Annotated in this window: 22 protein-coding genes; 17 read left to right on the top strand and 5 right to left on the bottom strand. The window is 35.1% G+C overall.

Features of this window, described 5'->3' with window-relative positions:
• The first annotated feature begins 11 nt into the window (after nt 1–11).
• Nucleotides 12–1388: an MGH1-like glycoside hydrolase domain-containing protein gene (locus MHH85_RS13415; RefSeq protein ID WP_340707462.1), complete on the top strand. Its 1377-nt coding sequence runs from the start codon at nt 12–14 to the stop codon at nt 1386–1388.
• Between the two features lie 70 nt (nt 1389–1458).
• Complete coding sequence (locus MHH85_RS13410) at nt 1459–2082, top strand: YesL family protein (protein ID WP_340707461.1); 624 nt, start codon at nt 1459–1461, stop codon at nt 2080–2082.
• Nucleotides 2083–2537: 455 nt separating this feature from the next.
• Here MHH85_RS13410 and MHH85_RS13405 read toward each other — a convergent pair whose 3' ends face one another.
• Complete coding sequence (locus MHH85_RS13405) at nt 2538–3443, bottom strand: AraC family transcriptional regulator (protein WP_340707460.1); 906 nt, start codon at nt 3441–3443, stop codon at nt 2538–2540.
• Between the two features lie 179 nt (nt 3444–3622).
• Between MHH85_RS13405 and MHH85_RS13400 the strand changes: the two genes are divergently transcribed.
• From MHH85_RS13400 to MHH85_RS13355, 10 genes are all read left to right on the top strand, one after another.
• The gene (locus tag MHH85_RS13400; protein WP_193739004.1) at nt 3623–4948 is read left to right on the top strand and encodes an alpha-glucosidase/alpha-galactosidase; all 1326 of its coding nucleotides are present in this window, start codon (nt 3623–3625) and stop codon (nt 4946–4948) included.
• Between the two features lie 105 nt (nt 4949–5053).
• Nucleotides 5054–5305, top strand: a complete 252-nt coding sequence (locus MHH85_RS13395; RefSeq protein ID WP_340707459.1) for a hypothetical protein — start codon at nt 5054–5056, stop codon at nt 5303–5305.
• Between the two features lie 413 nt (nt 5306–5718).
• The gene (locus tag MHH85_RS13390) at nt 5719–7398 is read left to right on the top strand and encodes a formate--tetrahydrofolate ligase (RefSeq protein ID WP_193739005.1); all 1680 of its coding nucleotides are present in this window, start codon (nt 5719–5721) and stop codon (nt 7396–7398) included.
• A 205-nt stretch (nt 7399–7603) separates the two neighbouring features.
• A complete protein-coding gene (locus MHH85_RS13385; RefSeq protein ID WP_193739006.1) occupies nt 7604–8242 on the top strand; it encodes a class I SAM-dependent DNA methyltransferase in 639 nt (212 codons plus the stop codon).
• Between the two features lie 32 nt (nt 8243–8274).
• Nucleotides 8275–9210 (top strand): PLP-dependent cysteine synthase family protein, encoded by a 936-nt coding sequence (locus tag MHH85_RS13380; protein WP_340707458.1) that lies wholly within the window; start codon nt 8275–8277, stop codon nt 9208–9210.
• Nucleotides 9211–10341: a bifunctional cystathionine gamma-lyase/homocysteine desulfhydrase gene (locus MHH85_RS13375; protein WP_340707457.1), complete on the top strand. Its 1131-nt coding sequence runs from the start codon at nt 9211–9213 to the stop codon at nt 10339–10341.
• Between the two features lie 100 nt (nt 10342–10441).
• Nucleotides 10442–11044 (top strand): HD domain-containing protein, encoded by a 603-nt coding sequence (locus tag MHH85_RS13370; protein ID WP_340708172.1) that lies wholly within the window; start codon nt 10442–10444, stop codon nt 11042–11044.
• Nucleotides 11041–12924, top strand: coding sequence for an ABC-F family ATP-binding cassette domain-containing protein (locus MHH85_RS13365; protein ID WP_340707456.1), 1884 nt, complete (start codon nt 11041–11043; stop codon nt 12922–12924). The genes MHH85_RS13370 and MHH85_RS13365 overlap by 4 nt, the downstream gene beginning before the upstream one ends.
• Nucleotides 12925–12938: 14 nt before the next feature.
• The gene (locus tag MHH85_RS13360; protein WP_340707455.1) at nt 12939–14063 is read left to right on the top strand and encodes a conserved virulence factor C family protein; all 1125 of its coding nucleotides are present in this window, start codon (nt 12939–12941) and stop codon (nt 14061–14063) included.
• Between the two features lie 286 nt (nt 14064–14349).
• Nucleotides 14350–14565 carry a hypothetical protein gene (locus MHH85_RS13355; protein WP_340707454.1) on the top strand — a complete coding sequence of 72 codons (216 nt, stop codon included), beginning with the start codon at nt 14350–14352 and terminating at the stop codon, nt 14563–14565.
• Nucleotides 14566–14633: 68 nt separating this feature from the next.
• Here MHH85_RS13355 and MHH85_RS13350 read toward each other — a convergent pair whose 3' ends face one another.
• Nucleotides 14634–14822 carry a hypothetical protein gene (locus MHH85_RS13350; protein WP_340707453.1) on the bottom strand — a complete coding sequence of 63 codons (189 nt, stop codon included), beginning with the start codon at nt 14820–14822 and terminating at the stop codon, nt 14634–14636.
• A 340-nt stretch (nt 14823–15162) separates the two neighbouring features.
• On the opposite strand from MHH85_RS13350, the gene MHH85_RS13345 reads away from it, so the two are divergent.
• Together MHH85_RS13345 and MHH85_RS13340 are read left to right on the top strand one after the other, a co-directional pair.
• Entirely contained in the window at nt 15163–15738 is a 576-nt protein-coding gene (locus MHH85_RS13345) for a GNAT family N-acetyltransferase (RefSeq protein WP_340707452.1), read from the top strand.
• A 138-nt stretch (nt 15739–15876) separates the two neighbouring features.
• On the top strand, nt 15877–16296 hold the full coding sequence (locus tag MHH85_RS13340) for a PH domain-containing protein (RefSeq protein WP_340707451.1): 420 nt from the start codon (nt 15877–15879) through the stop codon (nt 16294–16296).
• Between the two features lie 45 nt (nt 16297–16341).
• Here MHH85_RS13340 and MHH85_RS13335 read toward each other — a convergent pair whose 3' ends face one another.
• The gene (locus tag MHH85_RS13335) at nt 16342–17310 is read right to left on the bottom strand and encodes a carbohydrate kinase family protein (RefSeq protein WP_340707450.1); all 969 of its coding nucleotides are present in this window, start codon (nt 17308–17310) and stop codon (nt 16342–16344) included.
• 300 nt (nt 17311–17610) lie between these two features.
• Here MHH85_RS13335 and MHH85_RS13330 point away from each other — a divergent pair, with 300 nt between their 5' ends.
• The 3 genes from MHH85_RS13330 (at nt 17611) to MHH85_RS13320 (ending at nt 20418) form a co-directional block, all read left to right on the top strand.
• A complete protein-coding gene (locus MHH85_RS13330) occupies nt 17611–18801 on the top strand; it encodes a hypothetical protein (protein ID WP_340707449.1) in 1191 nt (396 codons plus the stop codon).
• Nucleotides 18802–19136: 335 nt separating this feature from the next.
• The gene (locus tag MHH85_RS13325; protein WP_340707448.1) at nt 19137–19859 is read left to right on the top strand and encodes an N-acetylmuramoyl-L-alanine amidase; all 723 of its coding nucleotides are present in this window, start codon (nt 19137–19139) and stop codon (nt 19857–19859) included.
• 64 nt (nt 19860–19923) lie between these two features.
• Nucleotides 19924–20418, top strand: a complete 495-nt coding sequence (locus tag MHH85_RS13320) for a hypothetical protein (protein ID WP_193739018.1) — start codon at nt 19924–19926, stop codon at nt 20416–20418.
• A gap of 128 nt (nt 20419–20546) precedes the next feature.
• On the opposite strand, the gene MHH85_RS13315 is transcribed toward MHH85_RS13320, so the two are convergent.
• Nucleotides 20547–20828 carry a hypothetical protein gene (locus tag MHH85_RS13315; protein WP_193739019.1) on the bottom strand — a complete coding sequence of 94 codons (282 nt, stop codon included), beginning with the start codon at nt 20826–20828 and terminating at the stop codon, nt 20547–20549.
• A 113-nt stretch (nt 20829–20941) separates the two neighbouring features.
• Nucleotides 20942–21220: a hypothetical protein gene (locus MHH85_RS13310; protein WP_193739020.1), complete on the bottom strand. Its 279-nt coding sequence runs from the start codon at nt 21218–21220 to the stop codon at nt 20942–20944.
• Nucleotides 21221–21741: the final 521 nt, after the last annotated feature.

Here is a 21741-nt window from a genome sequence, read left to right as displayed (position 1 = left end):
GTTGGCTATAAATGAATGATGTGGAAGTGGAAAAATCAATAGGGAAGGTAGAATTCGAATCTTCTTCTACTTTTCTAAATAAAGGATTTACGTGGGCAAAACAAGAAGCACTTTCCTATGCCCATAATGGTGAAGATGTTGTTGGATTGTGGTATGAAGCTGCTTTACCAGGAAGAGCTGCATTTTGTATGCGTGATGTAGCGCATCAAAGTGCAGGTGCTGCCATTCTAGGACTTCAGAATCATACAAAGAATATGTTATCTAAATTTGCAGAGGGAATTTCTAGTGTGAGAGATTGGTGTAGTTATTGGGAAATCAATAAGGAAAATACCCCAGCCCCTGTAGATTATCAATCTGATTCTGACTTTTGGTACAATCTTCCTGCTAATTTTGATATTTTAGACGCATGTTATCGGCAATTCCTTTGGACAGGCGATACAGAGTACCTCAATAATTCTAAATTCGTAACATTTTATGAGAAAACAATTAATGAATATGTACGAGTTTGGGATAAAGATAATGATGGGTTAATGGAACATTATCCTGAGTATGGAAGACGTGGTATTGCCTCTTATAATGAAGATGGGTTACAGCCGCTTATTGCAGGAGATTTAATTTCTGCACAGTATGCAGGTTATAGTGCTTTTGCGAAAATAAATGAGTTAAAAGGCAACCATCAATTAGAAAAAGTTTATAAAGAAAAAGCAGCACAGTTGCAAAAAATATATCAAAATGATTGGTGGAATGAAGAATCATCAAGATTCTATGGCGCACGGTTACAAAATGGAGAATTTTATGAGCCTTATTATGATATAGCTAATTTTTTACCGCTTTATTTTGGACTTATTTCTGATAAGGAAAAATTAAAACTGGCGTTAAAAGACGTAAAACGGAATGGCGTTGTTAATGTAGAAGGAAAATCCTATTTCCCAGAGATTTATTATAAAAATGGGGACAAAGAGGAAGCTTATGCTATATTGCTAGAATTAATAGACCCTAGTTTAATTAGAAGAGAATATCCAGAGGTTTCTTATGCCGTGATTGGTTCGATTGCAACAGGGATGATGGGGATTTCAGCAAATGGTGACACTAAAATAACAACTATGTCTCAATTACCGAATGAACTAGAGTGGGCAATAATGAGGAATGTACCTATTTTAAATAATGTAATTGATATTTCTCATCACTCTAATCGAGAAACAAGTTTAACGAATCGTTCCGGAAATACTTTAACATGGAAAGTTCAGTTTTCATATAAAAAGGATCAATGTTTGATTAACAACGTAACGGTTGATCTACAACATGAATATGGTCTGGATGGAGTAGTAACTTCTTTTGCTATCGTAACGGTGAATGAAGGGGAAACGATATGTGCAAGTGCTATATAGGGATGGAGGTGAAGCTTAGTTATCTATATTTATAAATTCATTATAGTATATAAATAACTAGGTGGAAGAAATGGAAGGTCTAATAGGAAGGATTTATAGCCTTTGTGAATGGATTATGCGATTTGCTTATATAAATATACTTTGGATTTTTTTTACCTTGCTCGGTTTCATTGTTTTTGGTGCAGCTCCAGCTTCCGCAGCTATGTTTGCAATTTCAAGAAAATGGGTAATGGGCAAAGAAGATACTCCGATTTTTTCTGTCTTTTGGGATACGTATCGGAAGGGATTTGTTAAAGCGAATCTAGTGACATTTTTTATGCTTCTCATCGGTTTTTTATTGTATATTGATATTCGATTATTCCAACAAATGGAAAATATCATTTCCTATGTTATTTCTTTTATTCTAATGGGTGTTTTATTGATTTATTTTGCTGCTTGTTTTTATATTTTTCCATTATTAGTTCATTATGAGATCAAGATTTTCCAATATATTAAGTATTCATTCCTATATGCCGTGTCTTATCCTATGCACTCGATATTAATGATTGTTGGGACAGTAATTATTTATTACGTTGTTACAGCCATACCAGGGCTACTTCCTGTCCTTAGTGTTGGTCCGCTAAGTGTTTTAATAATCTCAATCAGCTATCGGGTGTTTTCAAAAAAAACGCAACATATGGGATCGTTAACGTAATGAAGCATGATGGGCATTGAAAAAAGGATCTTCAATCGAAGATCTTTTTTAGCTGCATGCTCAATTATCAATGGCGGTAGTATCCGTGTTCCCGGTGACTATATTGTAAAGGATGAATGTACTCAAATTCGCAGGGAATCAAGCAGATTACCACCAAGATGGGTAGGGTGCTTCAGACTTACAATCTAAAGAGCAGCAATAAACAATCTTAAAAAAAATAATAATTTTTCGAGGTGTGAGTCGATAATCAAACGAACAGATTTGGAATTGGTCATAGAGTGTTGTAGTTTTCATTTTTTTGATACAAAAGAGCAGCTACTATCTTGTTATTATAGTAGCTGGTCTTTGCGGTGAACACATAGATGCGAAACTCTAGAAAAGCGCCTGTTTGTTGAAGAAAATCCATCTAAATTTAACTTTTTTTATTGACCTACTTCTTTTGTGTTGCCATGAGCCTAATCAATGATCAAATGATTAATCTCGACAAAGTCTTTGCTGGAACGAAATGTCCCGGCGGATACACCGATTGCTTTACGGAACACTTTGTTGAAATAGTTGGCATTTGCATATCCTACCTGATCAGCAATGTCTGTAACAGTGAGGCTCGTTGAACGAAGAAGTTCCGCTGCTTTTTGAAGTCTGATTTTAGTAAGGTATTGAACAGGTGTCATATTCAGTTGATGCTGAAACTGCTTAATAAAATAATATCTTGAGAAACCAGATATGGTAGCTATTTCGTCGAGTGTAAGCGGTTCATGATAATGTGTTTGAATAAAGGATAGGGCTTTTGTAATCTGAGGAGAGAAACCTTTCGATGCTTTTTCGATGTTCCTTGTAAAACGGTAACACTCCATAATAAATTCATAAGCTTTTGCAGAGGCATAATATGCGTCTGTAATCTTTTGGTCATATGTGTCTTGATAGATTTTCAGCAAGAGCTGAATCAGCTTGGAGTCTGGAGGGATTTTTAAGACAGGGCCACTCTGTTCTTTCATAAACCGCCAGCAATCGGCTGCTTCTTTCCCTACTAACGTAATAAATACAAACTCCCATCCTTTGCTATCCTTTGGAAGAAAATAACGATGATCGCTTGGGATCTCGACAATGAATGCGTCCCCCGCCTCCAATGAATAACTGTTACCCCCTATATCAAGCCTTCCCAATCCTGACAGAGTATATTGAAACACATATGTGCCGACATCTCTCCTCTTTAATCCGTGCCAATCATAGACTTCACCGAGCATTTTCGTTTCCACCCCGAGCACTGAAATGTTTACCACATTGTTGGGGAATGGTTCTTGAAAACGAAAACCGTACGTTCCATAATCCTTCAAATTTTTTCTCTCGTGAGTAAAAGACAATATTATACCCTCCTATCACAATAACTTACCATTGTAGTTAACATGTAAACGTTTTATCATTATTATAACAACAAATAAATTAAAGTTGAATACAAGACAATCATCTTTTTTAAAAAGCAATTTTTTATCCTCGTTTAAAAGATTGACGGTCTCTGTTTCACTTTTCAGGAGGTAAGTGTATGTCGAAAATTACGTTTATCGGAGCAGGAAGTACTATTTTTGCAAAAAATGTTCTGGGTGACTGCATGTTTGTTCCGGCATTAGCTGGGTTTGAGTTCGCATTATTTGATATTGATGAGCAACGTTTAAAAGATTCCGAAAATATGTTAAACAATTTAAAACAAAGTGTACAGTCAAATGTTGTAGTGAAAGCCTATGCAGATCGCAAAGAAGCTTTAAGAGGAGCAAAATACGTTATAAATGCAATTCAAGTCGGCGGCTATAAACCAAGTACAGTAATAGATTTTGAAATTCCTAAAAAATACGGCCTTCGCCAAACAATTGCCGATACAATCGGGATTGGCGGGATTTTTCGTTCGCTTCGTACCATTCCAGTTTTGTGGGATTTCGCCAAGGATATCGAAGAAGTTTGTCCGGATGCCCTGTTTTTAAACTACACAAATCCAATGGCAACATTAACAGGAGCAATGCTGCGCTATACAAATGTCAAAACAGTCGGATTATGTCATAGCGTACAAGTTTGCAGCGAGCACCTTTTAAAATCTTTAGGAATGGATCATGAGGGCGTCGAAGAAAAAATCGCTGGTATTAACCATATGGCCTGGCTCCTCGAAATCAAGCGTGACGGCAAAGATTTATATCCGGAAATTAAACGTCGTGCAAAAGAAAAACAACAATCAAAACATAATGATATGGTCCGCTTTGAGTTAATGGATAAATTCGGATTTTACGTAACGGAATCATCTGAGCATAATGCCGAGTACCATCCGTACTTCATTAAACGCAATTATCCGGACCTAATCGAGAAATTCAATATCCCTCTTGATGAGTACCCGCGTCGTTGTGTAGAGCAAATTGAACGCTGGGAAAAAATGCGTAACGAGATTGTTAACGATGCTCAGCTTACCCATACTCGTACTCGTGAATATGGTTCCCATATTATTGAAGCGATTGAGACAAATGTTCCATTCAAATTTGGCGGCAACATTTTAAATACGGGACGTTTAATTAGTAATTTGCCGGAAAAAGCGGTTGTTGAAGTTTCATGTGTTGCTGACCGCAGCGGAATCACTCCTTGCTATGTAGGAGATCTTCCAGAACAATTGGCGGCCCTTAACCGTTCAAATATTAATACACAGCTTTTAACAATTGAAGCAGCCGTCAGCGGAAAGAGAGAACACATCTATCAGGCAGCAATGCTTGACCCTCATACGGCCGCTGAATTATCGATGGATGACATCGTTGCGATGTGCGATGATTTAATTGAAGCACACGGTGACTGGATTCCAAAATTCGAAGATCGCAAAACTATTTCGTTCGCATAACAAAAAGAGCTAAAATCCGTCGCCGGTTTTAGCTCTTTTTTTCATTTTGAATAGCATTCATACTAATTTATAACTAAGTTAGTTAGGCTTATTTTGGAGGTGGTAATGTTGCAAGTATTAGTTGTTGGAAATATGATGACTGAGGAAGATCGCAAGAAATTAGAGACTGTTGAGCAGGAGGTACATTCTAATCCGACTGTACAGAGTATTATACCTTTGAGACAGGGATTATATAATATGTTTGTGAGAGCTAATGCTGATTATGATTGGGCATCTCACTTCTTTGAATATTTTGTTTGTTGTATTGAGAAAGCGAATAGAGTAGTATTTTTAAATCATAAGTCTGATGTTCATTAATCTAAAGGTTGAATTTATGGGTACTGCTTTTCTCTTGGTATTCCAGTTGTAATGATACAGGAGGATAATAATACGGAGGTTAATATAGATATATTTACAAGTCATAGTATACTAGCTACATTAGGGAATATAAAAGAATTATCAACATATGACTTTAGAGAAATGAATACAGTTTATACATGAGGGGCTGAGAAATCAGCACCTTTTTATTTTGCCTATCTGTGTGATGAAACGTTAAAAAACTATATATAAATATTACGAATAAAACTAAAGTTGTCAATTGATTGTCGAATAAGCAAATGTTTTGTTGGGGAAAGTAATTTATAATAGTCTTAGATAGAAAATTATAAAGATTTCATCTCATTATCTTTAACACTAGAAAATGAAGAAAGTAAACGAAAGAGGGATCTGCTGTGTCTAAAACCGCTCAACCTTTATCAGACTTAGAAATTGCACAAAATGCTACAATGCGTCCTATTACGGAGATTGCAGAAAAAGCAGGTATACCGCAAGAAGCACTGGAACTTTACGGAAACTATAAAGCTAAAATTAATCCATTAAAACTTAACAAAAATACATCTTCCGCAAAAGTCGTTCTTGTAACAGCAATCAGCCCTACACCTGCAGGCGAGGGTAAATCGACTGTGACCGTAGGACTTGCTGATGCACTTAACCAACTAAATGAAAAAGTCATCGTTGCATTACGAGAACCTTCACTTGGCCCGATAATGGGTATGAAGGGCGGAGCAACTGGTGGTGGCTACGCTCAAGTATTGCCAATGGATGACATAAATCTTCATTTCACTGGGGACATCCATGCAATTACTACTGCAAATAATGCCCTTGCTGCATTAATAGATAATCATATCCAGCAAGGTAATGTGTTGCAAATAGACCCACGACGTATTATTTGGAAAAGATGCTTAGATATGAATGATCGAGCACTTCGTAATATTGTTATTGGTTTAGGTGGTCCTGTACAAGGAACACCACGAGAAGACGGCTTCGATATAACTGTAGCTTCAGAAATTATGGCTATATTCTGTTTAGCAAAAGATTTACAAGATTTGAAAAAACGTATTTCGGATATTGTTATTGGCTATACGTATCAGCGAGAACCAGTGTTTGTTCGTGATTTAGGAGTAGAAGGCGCTCTAACACTATTGTTAAGAGATGCGTTTAAGCCTAATTTGGTTCAAACAATAGAAGGAACTCCAGCTATTATTCACGGTGGTCCATTTGCTAATATTGCACACGGATGTAATTCGATAGCAGCAACAAATACAGCACGTAAGTTAGCGGATATCGTTGTGACAGAAGCGGGATTTGGCGCAGATTTAGGTGCTGAGAAATTTATGAATATTAAAGCAATGCAAGGTGGATTCAAACCTAGTACTGTTGTAATTGTTGCAACAGCTCGCGCATTAAAAATGCACGGAGGAGCACTGAAGACCGAATTAAAAGCAGAAAATGTAGAAGCTATTACTAAAGGAATTGAAAATTTAGCTAAGCATGTGGATACAATTCGTAACTTCGGTGTTGAACCTATCGTCGCTTTAAATCGCTTCATCACAGATACAGAAGAAGAGCTTTCTGTTATTTTAAATTGGTGTAGAGAAAATAATGTGAAAATAGCCCGTACGAATGTCTGGGAAGAAGGCGGTAAAGGCGGTATTGAATTAGCTAATCAAGTACTATCTGTTATTAACGAAGAAAATAACTTCACGCCACTTTACGATGTCTCGGCGTCAATTGAAGAAAAAGTCCGTACAATTGTTCAAAAAGTATACGGGGGAATGGATGTTCACTTTACAGATAAAGCATTAAAACAAATAGCACAAATCGAAAAATTTGGTTGGGATGCTCTACCGATTTGTATGGCAAAAACACAGTATTCTTTATCTGACCAACCAACCTTGTTAGGTCGTCCAGAAAACTTTACAGTAACAGTAAGAGAAATTATCCCTAAACTAGGTGCCAAGTTCCTCGTTTGTTTAACAGGAGATATTATGACAATGCCTGGTTTACCAAAGGCTCCAGCAGCATTGAAAATGGATGTTGATGCTGAAGGTAATGCTGTAGGACTATTTTAAGTATTGAATTGAATGAAGAGTTGTCTAAAGTTGATTTAAATCAACTTTAGACAACTTTTTAATTTGTGTTTCATTTAAAAAAAGTTTTCACCAATAAGAATAGTGAGTCATATAGTGGAGAAAAGTGTTATGACATATTTTAAAGGCAAACTAAAACCTAATACCAAGTATTTAAATAAGATTAATAAAGATAGGGGCTGTAAGAATGGGGAGGGAATTTATTTATCTTTTCGATGAATGGGCGAAGTCATACGAAGCATCAGTAACTGGTCAGCATAAAGAATATCGTGATGTTTTCGAAGGCTATGAAAGTATATTAGATAAAGTTGCAAACGCTTCAACAGGTACAGTAATTGAATTTGGAACTGGCACAGGAAATTTGACGCTTAAGTTGGAGGCTGCTGGAAGAACAGTCATTGGCATTGAACCACATGAGGCTATGCTTGAAATTACGAGGGAAAGATGTCCCAATGTACAGCTTATTAACGGTGATTTACAAAACTTCGAGATAGAAATTAAACATATAGATTCAATCGTTAGCACCTACGTGTTTCATCATTTAACGGATGGTGAAAAACTAGAAGCTTTAATAACCTATTCTAAGTTATTACAACCTGGAGGCAAAGTGATTTTTGCAGATACAGCATTTGCAACTGAAGAGCATATGCAAGCAATGATAACTAAGGAGAGGGCTCGTGGTTTCCATGAAGTCGCTGATGATCTAGAACGGGAGTATTATACAACAATTCCAAAACTACAAATAATGTTTCAACAAGCATGTTTTGACGTTAAGTTTGAACAATTAAACGATTATGTTTGGTATATGGAAGCAAGCAAAAAATGATTTATAAAAAGTGTTTAAAAGGTGGATTAAATATGGCTTTGTATAACAATGTTCAGCAATTAATAGGCAATACACCTTTAATGGAAATTATCCATATTAAGATTCCTAATAATTGTCGTATATTTGCGAAATTAGAGTATTTAAATCCTGGTGGAAGTGTAAAAGATCGCCTTGGCAATTCATTATTGGAGGACGCGGAGAATCGGGGAGTAATACGCCCCGGCAGTACGATAATTGAGGCGACTGCTGGCAATACGGGAATCGGTTTAGCACTTGCTGCAATAGGAAAAAATTATCGTGTGATATTCGTTGTTCCTGAAAAATTCAGTCAAGAAAAACAAACATTAATGAAAGCTTTAGGTGCAGAAATAATCAATACACCAACAGCATTAGGAATCCAAGGCGCTATAAAAAAGGTAAATGAACTGCTTGAAGACATACCGGATTCTTTTTCACCATCACAGTTCTCCAATCCTGCAAATCCTGCAACATATGAATATACACTTGGTCCTGAGATTTGGAAAGATTTAGATGGGAACCTTGATGTGTTTGTAGCAGGGGCAGGTTCTGGTGGTACTTTCATGGGAACAGCTCGTTACTTAAAAAGGCAAAAAGCCACGTTGAAAACAGTCATTGTAGAACCGGTTGGCTCCATATTAAATGGAGGAAAGGCAGCATCCCATGTTACGGAAGGTATTGGAATGGAATTTTTACCGAATTATATGGAAGAATCGTATTTTGATGCCATCCATACTATACAAGATAAGGATGCTTTTCACGCATTAAAAGAGTTAGCTAAGAAAGAAGGCCTGCTTGTAGGGAGTTCTGCCGGAGCTGCTTTCCACGCCGCTCTACTTGAAGCTCAAGTGGCAAAACCAGGAAGTAATATTGTCACCATTTTTGCTGATTCGAGTGAACGCTATCTAAGTCAATCTATATACGAATTATTTGAAGAGGGGTCTGTTTAAATGAGAGCAAAAACAAAATTTATACATGCTGGTATTGTTGGTGATGAAACAACTGGTGCAGTATCAACCCCTATTTATCAAGTAAGCACCTATAAACAAGATGCTGTTGGTAAATTTCGTGGGTATGAATACTCTCGAACAGGAAATCCAACACGCCATGCATTAGAAGTTTTAATTAGTGAACTTGAAAATGGACATGCTGGATTTGCTTTTAGTTCAGGAATGGCTGCTGTAAGCTCAGTAGTTATGCTTTTAAAACAAGGAGATCATATTATTGTAACTGATGATGTCTACGGAGGAACTTTTAGAGTTTTTACAAAAGTTTTAAATCGTTTCGGTATTGAGTCAACTTTTGTTGATACTGCTAATATTCAAGCTGTAGAAGATGCAATACAACCTAATACAAAAGCTATCTATATTGAAACTCCAACAAACCCATTGTTGAAAATAACAGATATAAAGCTGATAAGTATTTTAGCAAAACAGTATCAACTACTAACAATTGTCGATAACACTTTTTTAACCCCTTATTTGCAACAGCCAATCACACTTGGAGCAGATATTGTTCTGCATAGTGCAACAAAGTATATTGGTGGGCATAGTGATGTAATAGCAGGTCTTGTCGTTGTAAATAATGCAGAACTAGCAGAACAATTACATTTTGTTCAAAATTCTGTAGGCGCAATATTAGGGCCTCAGGATTGTTGGTTACTAATGCGAGGAATAAAAACTTTGCCAATTCGAGTAGAAGAAGTAAATTCAAATACGCAAAGGATAGCAGAGTTTTTGGAACAACACAGTAAGGTAGGCAAAGTATATTACCCTGGATTAATAAATCACCCTGGTCACGAATTACAAAAGTCACAAGCAACAGGCTTTGGTGGTATGATTTCTTTTGATGTAGGAAGTGCAGAAAAAGCAGAAGAAATGCTCTCAAAGTTACGTTATTTTACATTAGCAGAGAGTCTTGGTGCAGTAGAAAGCTTGATATCCATTCCAGCGCGTATGACACATGCTTCTATTCCAGCAAAACGTCGTGCTGAACTGGGGATAGTAGATGGACTTGTACGCATTTCAGTAGGTATTGAAGATGTAGAAGATTTACTAGAAGACTTAGAACAAGCATTATAATAAAATAAATAGAAACAAAGTGATTGGCTACCTTTATAATAGGAGGTAGCTGTTTTATTTAGGAGGAACAAAATTGAAAATAGTAGAACAATGTGAGCAAATGGTAAAAGATATTTATAATCAGTTTGATGCAAGTCATGATTGGCAACATATTGAACGAGTAATGCAAAATGCAAAAGCAATTTTAAAAACGGAACCCTCAGCAGATACTGAAATAGTAGAACTCGCAGTTTTATTACATGATGTAAGTGATTCGAAATATACAGATACAAAAGAAAATGAACAACGAATTTTACAACAGCTTAATATATCTGAAAAAAAACAACAAATAATTCGAGAAATCATTGCTTCAGTTTCTTACAATGGAGGCAACCAACTAGAAGCCACATCCATTGAAGCGCAAATCGTGCGTGATGCAGATCGCTTAGATGCCATTGGAGCGGTTGGTATTGCAAGAACATTTGCATTCGGTGGAGCGAAAGGTCGCAAACTCTATGATGACCAAGAAGAAGCACGCCATAATATGTCGGTTGAAGACTATCGCAATAAACAAACAGCTTCAGTTACACACTTTTATGAAAAGCTATTGTTACTTAAAGATTTAATGACAACAGAAAAAGGCAAGCAGATGGCTAAAGAACGACATGAATTTATGGTATGCTTTTTAAAACAGCTTAAAAATGAAAGAGACGGGGAATTATGAGCCATTTAATTATATCTAACTTAACAAAGACGGTCGGAGATAAAACTCTATTCAAAAATATTGACTTCACTATTTATAGCGGTGAACGTGCTGGTTTAATTGGCATCAATGGCACCGGTAAATCTACCCTGATGTCTATACTGGCTGGAGATTTAGATGCAGACCAAATTGACAAAGATCATCCAAACAAATACCGCATCGCACATTTACCCCAAAATCCAGAATTTGCTCAAGATGAAACAGTTTTACAAGCTGTCTTTTCAGGCGATTCACCGATTTTAAAATTAAACCGTGATTATGAAGATACACTCTCTTTGCTCGGAAAAAATCCAGAATCATCACAATTACAGACGCAACTATTCCGTTTGCAGCAAGAAATGGATACACAGCAAGCATGGGATGTTAATGCATTAGCGAAAACAGCTCTGACAAAGCTTGGCATTGAAATGTTTGATGAACAAGTAACCAATCTATCTGGTGGTCAACAAAAGCGTGTAGCTTTAGCAAAAGTACTAATTGAACCTGCAGATTTATATTTATTAGATGAGCCAACTAACCATTTGGATGTGCAGTCAACTGAATGGCTACAAGAGATGGTACTACGTTTAAAAGGTGCAGTCATTTTTATCACCCATGATCGTTATTTCCTTGATGAAATTTCGACGCATATCTATGAACTCGCAGATCAAACATTGTACAAGCATAAAGGTAATTATGGTGACTATCTAGAATCCAAAGCGATTCGTGAAGAAATGGCTGTTGCTACTCAAGCGAAAATGCGCAACCGTTATCGCTCAGAGTTAAAATGGATTCGTCGTGGAGCACAAGCTCGTTCAACTAAGCAAAAAGCCCGTATCCAGCGCTTTGAAGAACTATCTGATAATATTGATCGCAATTCAGATGATGGTGGTCTGGAGCTTGGTTTAGCAACATCAAGACTAGGGAAAAAAGTGTTGGAGGCAGAGAGTGTCACAAAATCTTTTGGTGAACGTCATATAATTAAAGACTTTTCATTCCTTTTACAGCAAGGTGATCGTATTGGTATTATCGGTGCAAATGGAGCAGGGAAAAGTACACTCTTGAAAATGCTTGCAGGTGAAATTACACCTGATCAGGGGCGAATCGAAGTAGGTTCAACAGTCCGTATTGCTCATTTTACACAGCAACTACCACAAATGAATGACAATCAACGTATGATTGAGTATATACGTGAGTCAGCTAATGATATTCAAGATTCAGAAGGAGAACATCATTCGGCTGCATCGATGTTAGAACGCTTTTTATTCCCATTACATACTCATGGGACGCCAATTGGAAAGCTTTCTGGTGGAGAACGTAAACGTCTTTATCTATTGAAATTGTTAATGGAACAACCTAATGTACTTTTACTAGATGAACCTACAAATGATTTAGATATCGAAACACTTTCTGTTTTAGAAGACTTTATCGAACAATTCCCAGGTGTTGTAGTAACTATCTCCCATGACCGTTTCTTCTTAGATCGTATTGCGAAAAAGCTATGGATATTAAATGGACAAGGTGGAGTAGACGAAAGTCTCGACATCTACAGTGAGTATTTAGCAGCACTTGGAGCTACACCGGCACCTGTGAAAGAAGAAAAAGTTGATAAACCAAAAGAACAAAAAGTGAAAATACAAAAGAAAAAACTTTCATTTAAAGAGCAAAAAGAATGGGAAACAATTGAAGCTGATATTGCAAAATTAGAAGAAGCGATTATGGATGCAGAAGAAGGTGTATCTACAGCGGGTTCTGACTTCACAAAGCTTCAACAATTAACAGCTGAATTGGAAGAACTTAATGCAAAGTATGAGCACCTTATTGAACGATGGGAATATTTACAGGACATTGTGAACCAATAAGAGGGGGATTGTAAATGAAAATTTTAACTATAGAACCAACACCAAGTCCAAATACAATGAAAATTGTTCTAGATCATGAATTACCATTTGGAAAAGCACATAACTATAACGAAGCCAATAAAGCGGATGCGCCTAAAGAAGTACAGGAAATACTAGCAATTGAAGGCGTAAAAGGGGTCTATCACGTAGCAGATTTCCTAGCAGTAGAACGTATTGCAAAATATGATTGGGAAAGTATATTAGCAGCTGTTCGCATTGCATTTGGTGAAGATGAGCAAGCAAAGAAAAGTGAACAACAAATGGATGAACATTTTGGAGAAGTTTACGTACATGTTCAAATGTTTAAAGGTATCCCTTTACAAGTCAAAGTGTTTGATAGTATTGCGGAAAAACGTTTTGGACTAGCAGCGCGATTTATCAATGCTTTTAATGATGCGATGAGTACAGATGAGAACTACATTTATGAACGTAAATGGGTAGACTATGGTGTACGTTACGGTGATAAACAGGAGATAGGGGATAGTGTTGTAGCTGAACTTGAAGCTTCTTTCCCTCAACAACGTATTGATGAATTGATCTTGGCAAGTAAAGAGAAAAAAGACGTTGTTGAAACGCGTAAACGAAAAGTTTCTTTAGAAGAATTTTTAGTAGATGATTGGGAACTTCGATTCCAACTGTTAGATCAGATGGCAGATCCAGAAGTTGAAGATTTACCTTTACTTGAAAAAGCGTTACAAGATGAAAAGATGTCTATTCGTCGTCTAGCAACTATCTATTTAGGTATGATTGAAGATGTGGCAGTTGTACCTTTGTTAGTACAAGCTTTAAATGATAAGAGCTCTTCGGTGCGTCGAACTGCAGGGGATTGCATCAGTGATCTAGGTTTTGTAGAGTTTGAATCTGCAATGATAGATTCTCTTAAAGACCGCAACAAGCTTGTACGCTGGCGTGCTGCCATGTACTTGTATGAAACGGGTACAGAAGCCTCTCTTAAAGCTCTTGAAGAAGCAAGTGATGACAGTGAATTTGAAGTTAAACTACAAGTGAAAATGGCTATTGCTCGTATTTCACAAGGCGAAGAAGCAAAGGGCTCAGTATGGAAACAGATGACAGAAGCTCGTGCTACAAAAAAAGGATAAAAATATAAACAAAGAAGACAGCTGGGGTTAAGATCCTGTGCTGTCTTTTTATTAATTATGAGAAGAATCTCTATTGTTTTTTTTAGATAATCGAAAAATACAAAGGAAGTTGGTTTTAACAACAATTATTTTTGAAAATTAGTTCCTTTATATTTTATTTTACAAATATAGTGTGACTTTTGTCTCTCTATAGTATAATGAGATGGTTGTGTAAAAAGAAACAGAAAAATGATTTATAGGTTTCACAAGGACTTTCGAGTAGTTAAATGATGATAGGAGAGATTGTATGATTTGTGGGAAATGTGATTGTGAAAAAAAACCGGCTTTAGTTGTGCAAAATTTCAAACTTAACGGTGGAGAACTTCATATTCAAAATATACCAGCATCCCTTTGTGACTGCGATGTATGGATAGCGCCTTCTATTAGAATGGAGTTTCAACGATATGCAACAGAAAACAGTCATTTACAAGGTATACATAATATTTCATTTGAAGAAATTTAATAATAGAATTCATATGTAAATGTAAAAGGACTTCTGAAACTGGAAGTCCTTTTTAGTATTAATGATCTTTAGTTTAATACATTGCGCTTTTTTTGTTCAGTTGCTGAGAACATACGCAAGCTACGATAGATATATTGTATACATAACAGAAATAAGATAACCCTAACAACAGAACTCTGAATAGGTGCTACGATAGAAAATATAAAAAGCGAAATACTTAGAACGATAAAGAATACAGCTGTATTGAAATCCTTCATCAAGAAAACTCCTTTTGAATACTGCAAATGATTGTTCATATATTTTTCTCGTATCACAATAGTTCTATACATTAAGAATGAAAATTAATTGTCAAAAGCTAAATGATTCAAAGAAAAGTCATTATTTATTAGTTAATGGATTGAATAAGAATATCAATATAAATATCGAAAAAATATTGAAATATTTGTGAACGTTTGTTTATAATTGTACTTATAAAAAAAATAGCATTAATTAGAAAAAAGTAATTCAGCAAACTTGAAAAAAGATGTTAAATGTAAAGGCTAAAAAAATCTTATATATTTATAAATAACAAATGGCACATTAGAAAGGAGATCGTCTATGGAAAGAATTAGACTTGTACCACATGATGTCATGTATGCTGAAAAAATATCATCATTAATCAGTTCGGAATTAGTAAAAAATGCACTAGGTATGGATGATTGTCAAACGTCTGTTAATGGAGTACTTAATTTTATACGTGGCATGCAACTTGCGGAAAGAGAGAATCAACAATTATCGCGTGTAATTATAAAGGATACTTCTGAAATTGTAGGTGTTACGACACTTAAAGATATAGAGCATGAAAAGAAATTATGCCATATCGGTACTTGGATTGCGGATCCTTTTTGGGGACTTGGATATAATGAGCAAGCAAAAGAACAGATACTATTTATAGCATTTAATCAATTTAACTTAGAGTATGTATTTGCTGGTGCGAGAGTAGAAAACATTCGCTCCCAAAAAGCCCAAGCCAAACTCCCTTATATGACATTGTCAGTTGAAGAAGAATTTCCTGAGGAACTAATAAAAATGGAGCGTCAAGAAAAAACACCATGTGTCTTAAATGTCATTAAAAGAGACGATTTCCTAGCATGGTACCAAAAGTGTTATTACGGTAAAGTTATCAATAATTAGAAAACGGTTCCTATATGTAGGAGTCGTTTTTTTGTTGAAAACAGACAAAGAATTAGAGTATTAAGTAATGTATTGTAATTAGTTGAAACTAATGGTTCATATCGCCCGTAGAATAATTAAAGAAGGGTGGTGAGTCGAATGTATTATCCATCTAAAAAAGATATTTGGTTAGCTGTTATTAATTGGGCTGTAATAATATCCTGTTTTCTTCCCTTAGCTATTCAAAGAGATTATGGAGCTCTATTTTTTACTATTCCACTAGCATTATTTCTAGGATGGAGTTGGTTTACTACGGGGTATAGAATCTCTAATGAACTACTAATAATCCAAAGCGGACCGTTAAAAAAGAGAATTCCAATAAAGGATATTAAAAAAATAATCAGTACGAAGAATCCATTAGCTTCTTCTGCATTGTCATTTGATCGCATTGAAATTAGTTATGGAACCGACTATGGCATGGCACTAGTTTCCCCCAAGAATAAGAGCGCATTTGTAAGTCACTTAAAAAATATTAATCAACAAATTGAGTTAGAAAAAAGGTTAAAAGAGGTGATGTAAAAGTGATTTTATGAGTCATTGAAATCGCCTCTTTTTACACGATTCTTATGTTTTAATGCGTTTTTGAATGTCCTCTAAAGTTGGTAGAGCAGCAAATGCCCCTTTTTTAGTTGTAGTTAATGCCCCACAATGATTGGCAAAGGACAGTAATTCATCTGCGGATTGTATACAATAATTAACTAATTCATTCAACTCAATATTACTTATTAACAATTTGTATAAGATTGCACCAATAAATGCGTCACCAGCCCCAGTAGTATCTTGCACGTTAACATCACAACCTGGAACGCTGAAGGATGCATCCTTTGTGAAAAGAGTCGCGCCACTAGCCCCTTTTGTATAGATCACAACCTTTACATGACCTATAAACAAAGATGCAATTGCAGTCTCTACTTCATCGATACCAGTAATGAAAGCTAATTCTTCATCTGAAATTTTCACTATATCAGTAGAAGGTAAAAATTTTAATATAGTTTCCCTACAAATTCCTTTTGATTCCCATAGAGGAAGTCGAACATTTGGATCAAAGCTAATCAAAGTACCATGTTCACGTGCAAATGAAATAGCTTTTTTATGGGCTTCTTTCATGGGGCTTTCCACCAAATCAACCGAACAAAAATGCAATAAATCACCAGGTGTGAACCATTCTGATTTTATGTACTCTTCCTTATATAGCAAATCGGCAGAAGGATTTCTATAAAAAGAAAAATCTCGTTCTCTATCGTTAGTTAAAGATACAAAAGCAAGGGCTGTGTTAGCCTCCTTTGTTATTTTTATTAAATTTGTGTTTACCTTTAATTGCTGTAAAGATTCAATTAAGAATTGACCGAAAGCGTCTGCGCCTACTTGGCTAATTAGTGAGGCATTTCCTCCAAGGTTTGCTACAGTTGCAGCTACAGTTGCAGGGGCTCCACCCGCCATTTTTTCAAATGAAGCTACGTCTTTTAAAAGCATTCCTTCTTGTTGAGGGATGAAATCTATTAATACTTCTCCAATTGTATAAAGCGTTTTCATATAGGTTCCTCACCTTCAATATTTCATGTATTCACTTTATTTTACATGGAAATGAAAAACAATGTTTAAGTTAACTTCTAATAGGTTAAGAATAGCGAATGTGTGTATTTTTATTCCAGTTACAAGTGCTGAACTGGTTTGAATAAGTTACTCTCTCACAGTAGTAAAGGTATATAAAACATCCTTACGTTCACTATTAATAGTAAAACTTGAGTAATTTTAGTATGATAATCTAAGTAAACTGTAGTTATTATTTTGTTGCAATTATAAGATTCTTACATAGCAAAACAGGAGGTCCCGATGAAAAAGCAATTAATCATAGCCATCACATGTTTAATGGTGATTGGTATAGGGCTATATACATTTATTCATGTATCGGCTACACATCAAAAGAAGTCCATATTTATCAAACAACAAACAATGGAAGAACCAAAATTCTTAACAGATAAAAAAGCCATTCTTTATGCATCATCACCGACAGAACAGCTAGAAAAAGGAACTGGAAAAAGTATGGCGATATTTATCGATAAAAAAGGATCTGCCTCAGCAATGGAAATGGCCGGAATGGAATTTGGAGCGGGTAAGTACAATGGTGAGCAATTGTACTTGGATGCCAGAAAAAGTGTTTATCTATTAGGTAAAAATGCACAGCAGTTTCCGATGAAACGTGATGAAATTCGCAATACTCTTTCTGGTTATCTTTCTTCAGAAGCAATCTTTTTTAGCTTGTATAACACTGGTTTTAGTCAAAATGCAGATTATGACACTGGTGTTCGATATGGCAGTTCATCAGGCTTTAAAACAGCTTCTTTACCGTTTTATGTAGCAACAGCAGGCACTATGAAAAATCAAATAATTGTTTTAACACAAGATCTAGTTAAAGGAAACTTTGATTTGAAATCTGTTACTTTAAAAAACAAGGTCAATATAAAACAATTAGCATCTGTACCTTTACCACATGCTGAAGAATTAGATCCAATCTCATCTATTTTAGAAGATAAGGAAAACTATTATTTTGTACTATCATATTTTGAAGATGATGCAAAAGAAGATATTTTGCTCGCAACCATCAATAAACGAACATTCACTTTAGATGTAAAAAACCTAGCTGAGTATCGCAGTGAAGAAATTGTATCGAACTCCTTGCCTTTTAACTTTGATAATTCAACGCATCTTCATAATCAGGAATTATATTATATAAACGGGTTAGGGGAAGTATATTCATACAATACTTCAAATGATGTTATCCAAAAAAAGTTTCAACTTAACCGACCTACTGGTACGTTCCATCCAAAATTTGAGCAAGTCGATTTTAGAGGACAATCACTATTTTATTTAAATAACCGGAAAAAGGATGTTTATTTTTTAGAAAAATACGATCTTGTTACTGGTGAAATGATAGAAGAGCAAAAGGTAGTTAACTTGGATAAAATATTAAAATCAGATGTGAAAGATCTTACCTTATATAATTTGGAATTATTAAATTTGTAAAGAACACCCAGATGCTTCAATGCATTTGGGTCTTTTTTTATGAAAAAAATCTTTCTTTAAGTTTATAAACTCTATGTAACTAGTAAGGAGGAAAGAATAAATCGTGGCTTGTCATAATTACGTGTTAACTGAGCTACTGAAATATGCATACCGTGTCACGTATGAAAATTTTGGCCACTTTTTTTCCAGTATTTAACCTATTAAAAGTTTAAAGATAGGCTTCAAACTCATATTTTTCACAAAAGTGATAAGTTCAGCATTTAATATGTAGTAATGACACTGCAATAAAACTTTTACTAGGGACAAGAATTCATACCAAAGGAGCTGAAAGATAAATGGTCATAATAAGAAAACACTTAGTTTCACAATCAATCACGAATAAAGTAACAAGTGGGACAGGAAACGGTCGCAAATGGATTACTATCCACGAGACAGATAATACAAGAAAAACTGCTAATGCAAATGCACATGCTCGTTTACAAGCAATGGGAAATAGCCGTGCTGCTTCTTGGCACTGGACAGTAGACGATAAGGAAGCTGTACAATCATTTAATCATAGCGTAAAGTGTTGGGCTGCAGGGGATGGAAATGGAGATGGAAATGCAAACTCCATTCACATTGAAATTTGTGTGAATGAAGATGGAAATTACAAAAAAGCAGTAGAAAATACTGCCATTCTAGTTGCTAAAATTATGAAAGACGAAAAAATCGCCATCAGTAATGTTGTGCAACACAATCATTGGAGTGGTAAAAACTGTCCATCTAAAATGAGAAGTGGTAAAGCGGCTTATACTTGGGCAACATTTCGTAAATTAGTTTCAAAAACAATAATTACTACAGTTTCAAAGCCTATAACAAACAAAACTTTCCAAGTCCAGGTATTAGCAAACGTATTGAATTACTATGATGGTCCAAGATGGTCAAATCCAACTGGTACAGTAAAAAAAGGAGTAAAGTTAACAATTGAAAAGAAAGTTCTTGTAAGTGGTTCTGCAATGTATAAAACAATTAGTGGTAAATATATAACAGCAAGCTCTAAATATGTTAAAAAGCTTTAGTCCCTCAAGTGATAAGCCAATTGATTTAATTTGGCACACTTTGAATCGGAGGGAGGTAAGTTTTATGGCATTCAATAATCCAAAATGGAGAAGGTTCGTAAGTGCTCACTTACTCAAACGTGTGGAACCTATTGCAGGTAGTATAGTGTATTGTAAATTACTTGGACTTCCAAATAGGATAATCGGTACACCAGATCATACTGGTATTTATGTCGGTAATAGAAGAGTAATAGAGTTGAATGGTAACGAAAAAATTATCGAAGTAGATTATTATAATTTTTTAAATGGCTCATCCGTACGCTCTGGAACAGAATTATATGTAGCTTGCGATATGAATGGTAATGTCTTGTATGACCCTGCAATTGCTAGAAGAGCGATAGCAGCAAGAAATACGCACAATGGTTACCATCTTATTAGAAATAATTGCCATATGTTCACATCACGTTGCATCAAAGGTACAAACAATGATCCACTAGATGCGACATTTAAGAATGTGGAGAGAAATATTAAAAAGCATTTTGGCGTTCCTATGATTAGTTGGCGAACTGTTAAACAGTGAATTCTCATTGGTTTAAGGGATATTAAGGCATTAACATAATAGTATAAGTACCAAGCCAAGATTTTACGTCAATCTTGGCATTTTTTTGTTCAAAGTTTTGGTAAGTATGTATTATGTGTAAGGGCTATTTAGTGTCTATCAATCTTCCGCTCTATTCTATCTAATTTAGCAACTATAAAATCTAATTGTTTTTGCATATTTTTCAATTGGCGATTATTATTTGATTCGTTTTTTGTATTTAACTGTTCCTCTGCTTGAACTTCGTTTATCTCCTCTACAATTGCTAAAGCGGATAAAGCATCCGCAATTATCGTAAAAGCAGCTGAAAGAACCTCAATTTTGGCAGAATTTTTTGCGCCAGGTAGCACAGAACTTAATTCATCAAAATCTATATTCATATTATTCTTCAATGCTTTACCCCCCTTCAAATAACAATAGTATAAATTTAATAAAATTATAATAATTCAACGGAAAAGACGATTTAATAGTAAATTGAAGACATTTTTTAAAATAGGATTTTATGTTATTTATCTGAATTTCTGTAACTAATAAAAGCGCTTTTTAAAGCTGCATAATTTCCTACAGCTGCATATCCATAAAACCAGCCCATAAATATACCAGCAAGTAAATCGTGTCGGTGGCTAATGAAAATAGAAATTAATAAACCAAAGAATAACGCAATTGTAGGTACAAATTTTGAAGGAGTATGATAAATGATTTTAATTAGTTGAGTAATAATCATTATTATTGGAATGGCAATAACTGCATCCCAAAAATTTGTATGGATAATAGGGAAATTCATGCACACACCACTTTCAACTAGTTTGATTATATTTTTGCCTTAAATTAAGTAAATATTCATGTATTTATCAGAAGTTGAGGTATGTGTGACAAGTAAATAATGTGAAATGAAGATTTTTGTATTGAAGTGGACTTATTAATTTTGACCACGTTCAAGTTTTAATGTTAATTTTTGAAAAAAAGTCCCCAAAAAAATAAAGATCCATTATCGTAAGTGCATAACGAATGCTCTTTTAGAATTTAAAGTCCTTCTATAGTGTATGATAATCTTATGTAGGTGTAACTTGTACAAAATGTACTGTAAATAATGGAAGTGACAGAAAGTAGTGTAGCTTAACTTCATGCGGAATTTAATTTACATATGAGTTAGTATCAAATGTATTTAGCAATTGATCTACCTTTCATTGGTGGAATAATTTTATTGGATTGTGTTCCATTTTATTTTGGTAAATGTTTCATTAAGTTCATTTGCATATTCCTTTATGACGGCATATCATGAAAATAGAGATAATTGTTTTCAAA

Origin of the sequence: Viridibacillus sp. FSL E2-0187 (assembly GCF_038006425.1) — a bacterium.
Lineage (GTDB): Bacteria > Bacillota > Bacilli > Bacillales_A > Planococcaceae > Viridibacillus > Viridibacillus arvi.
This window is presented reverse-complemented; position numbering and strand designations above follow the sequence as displayed.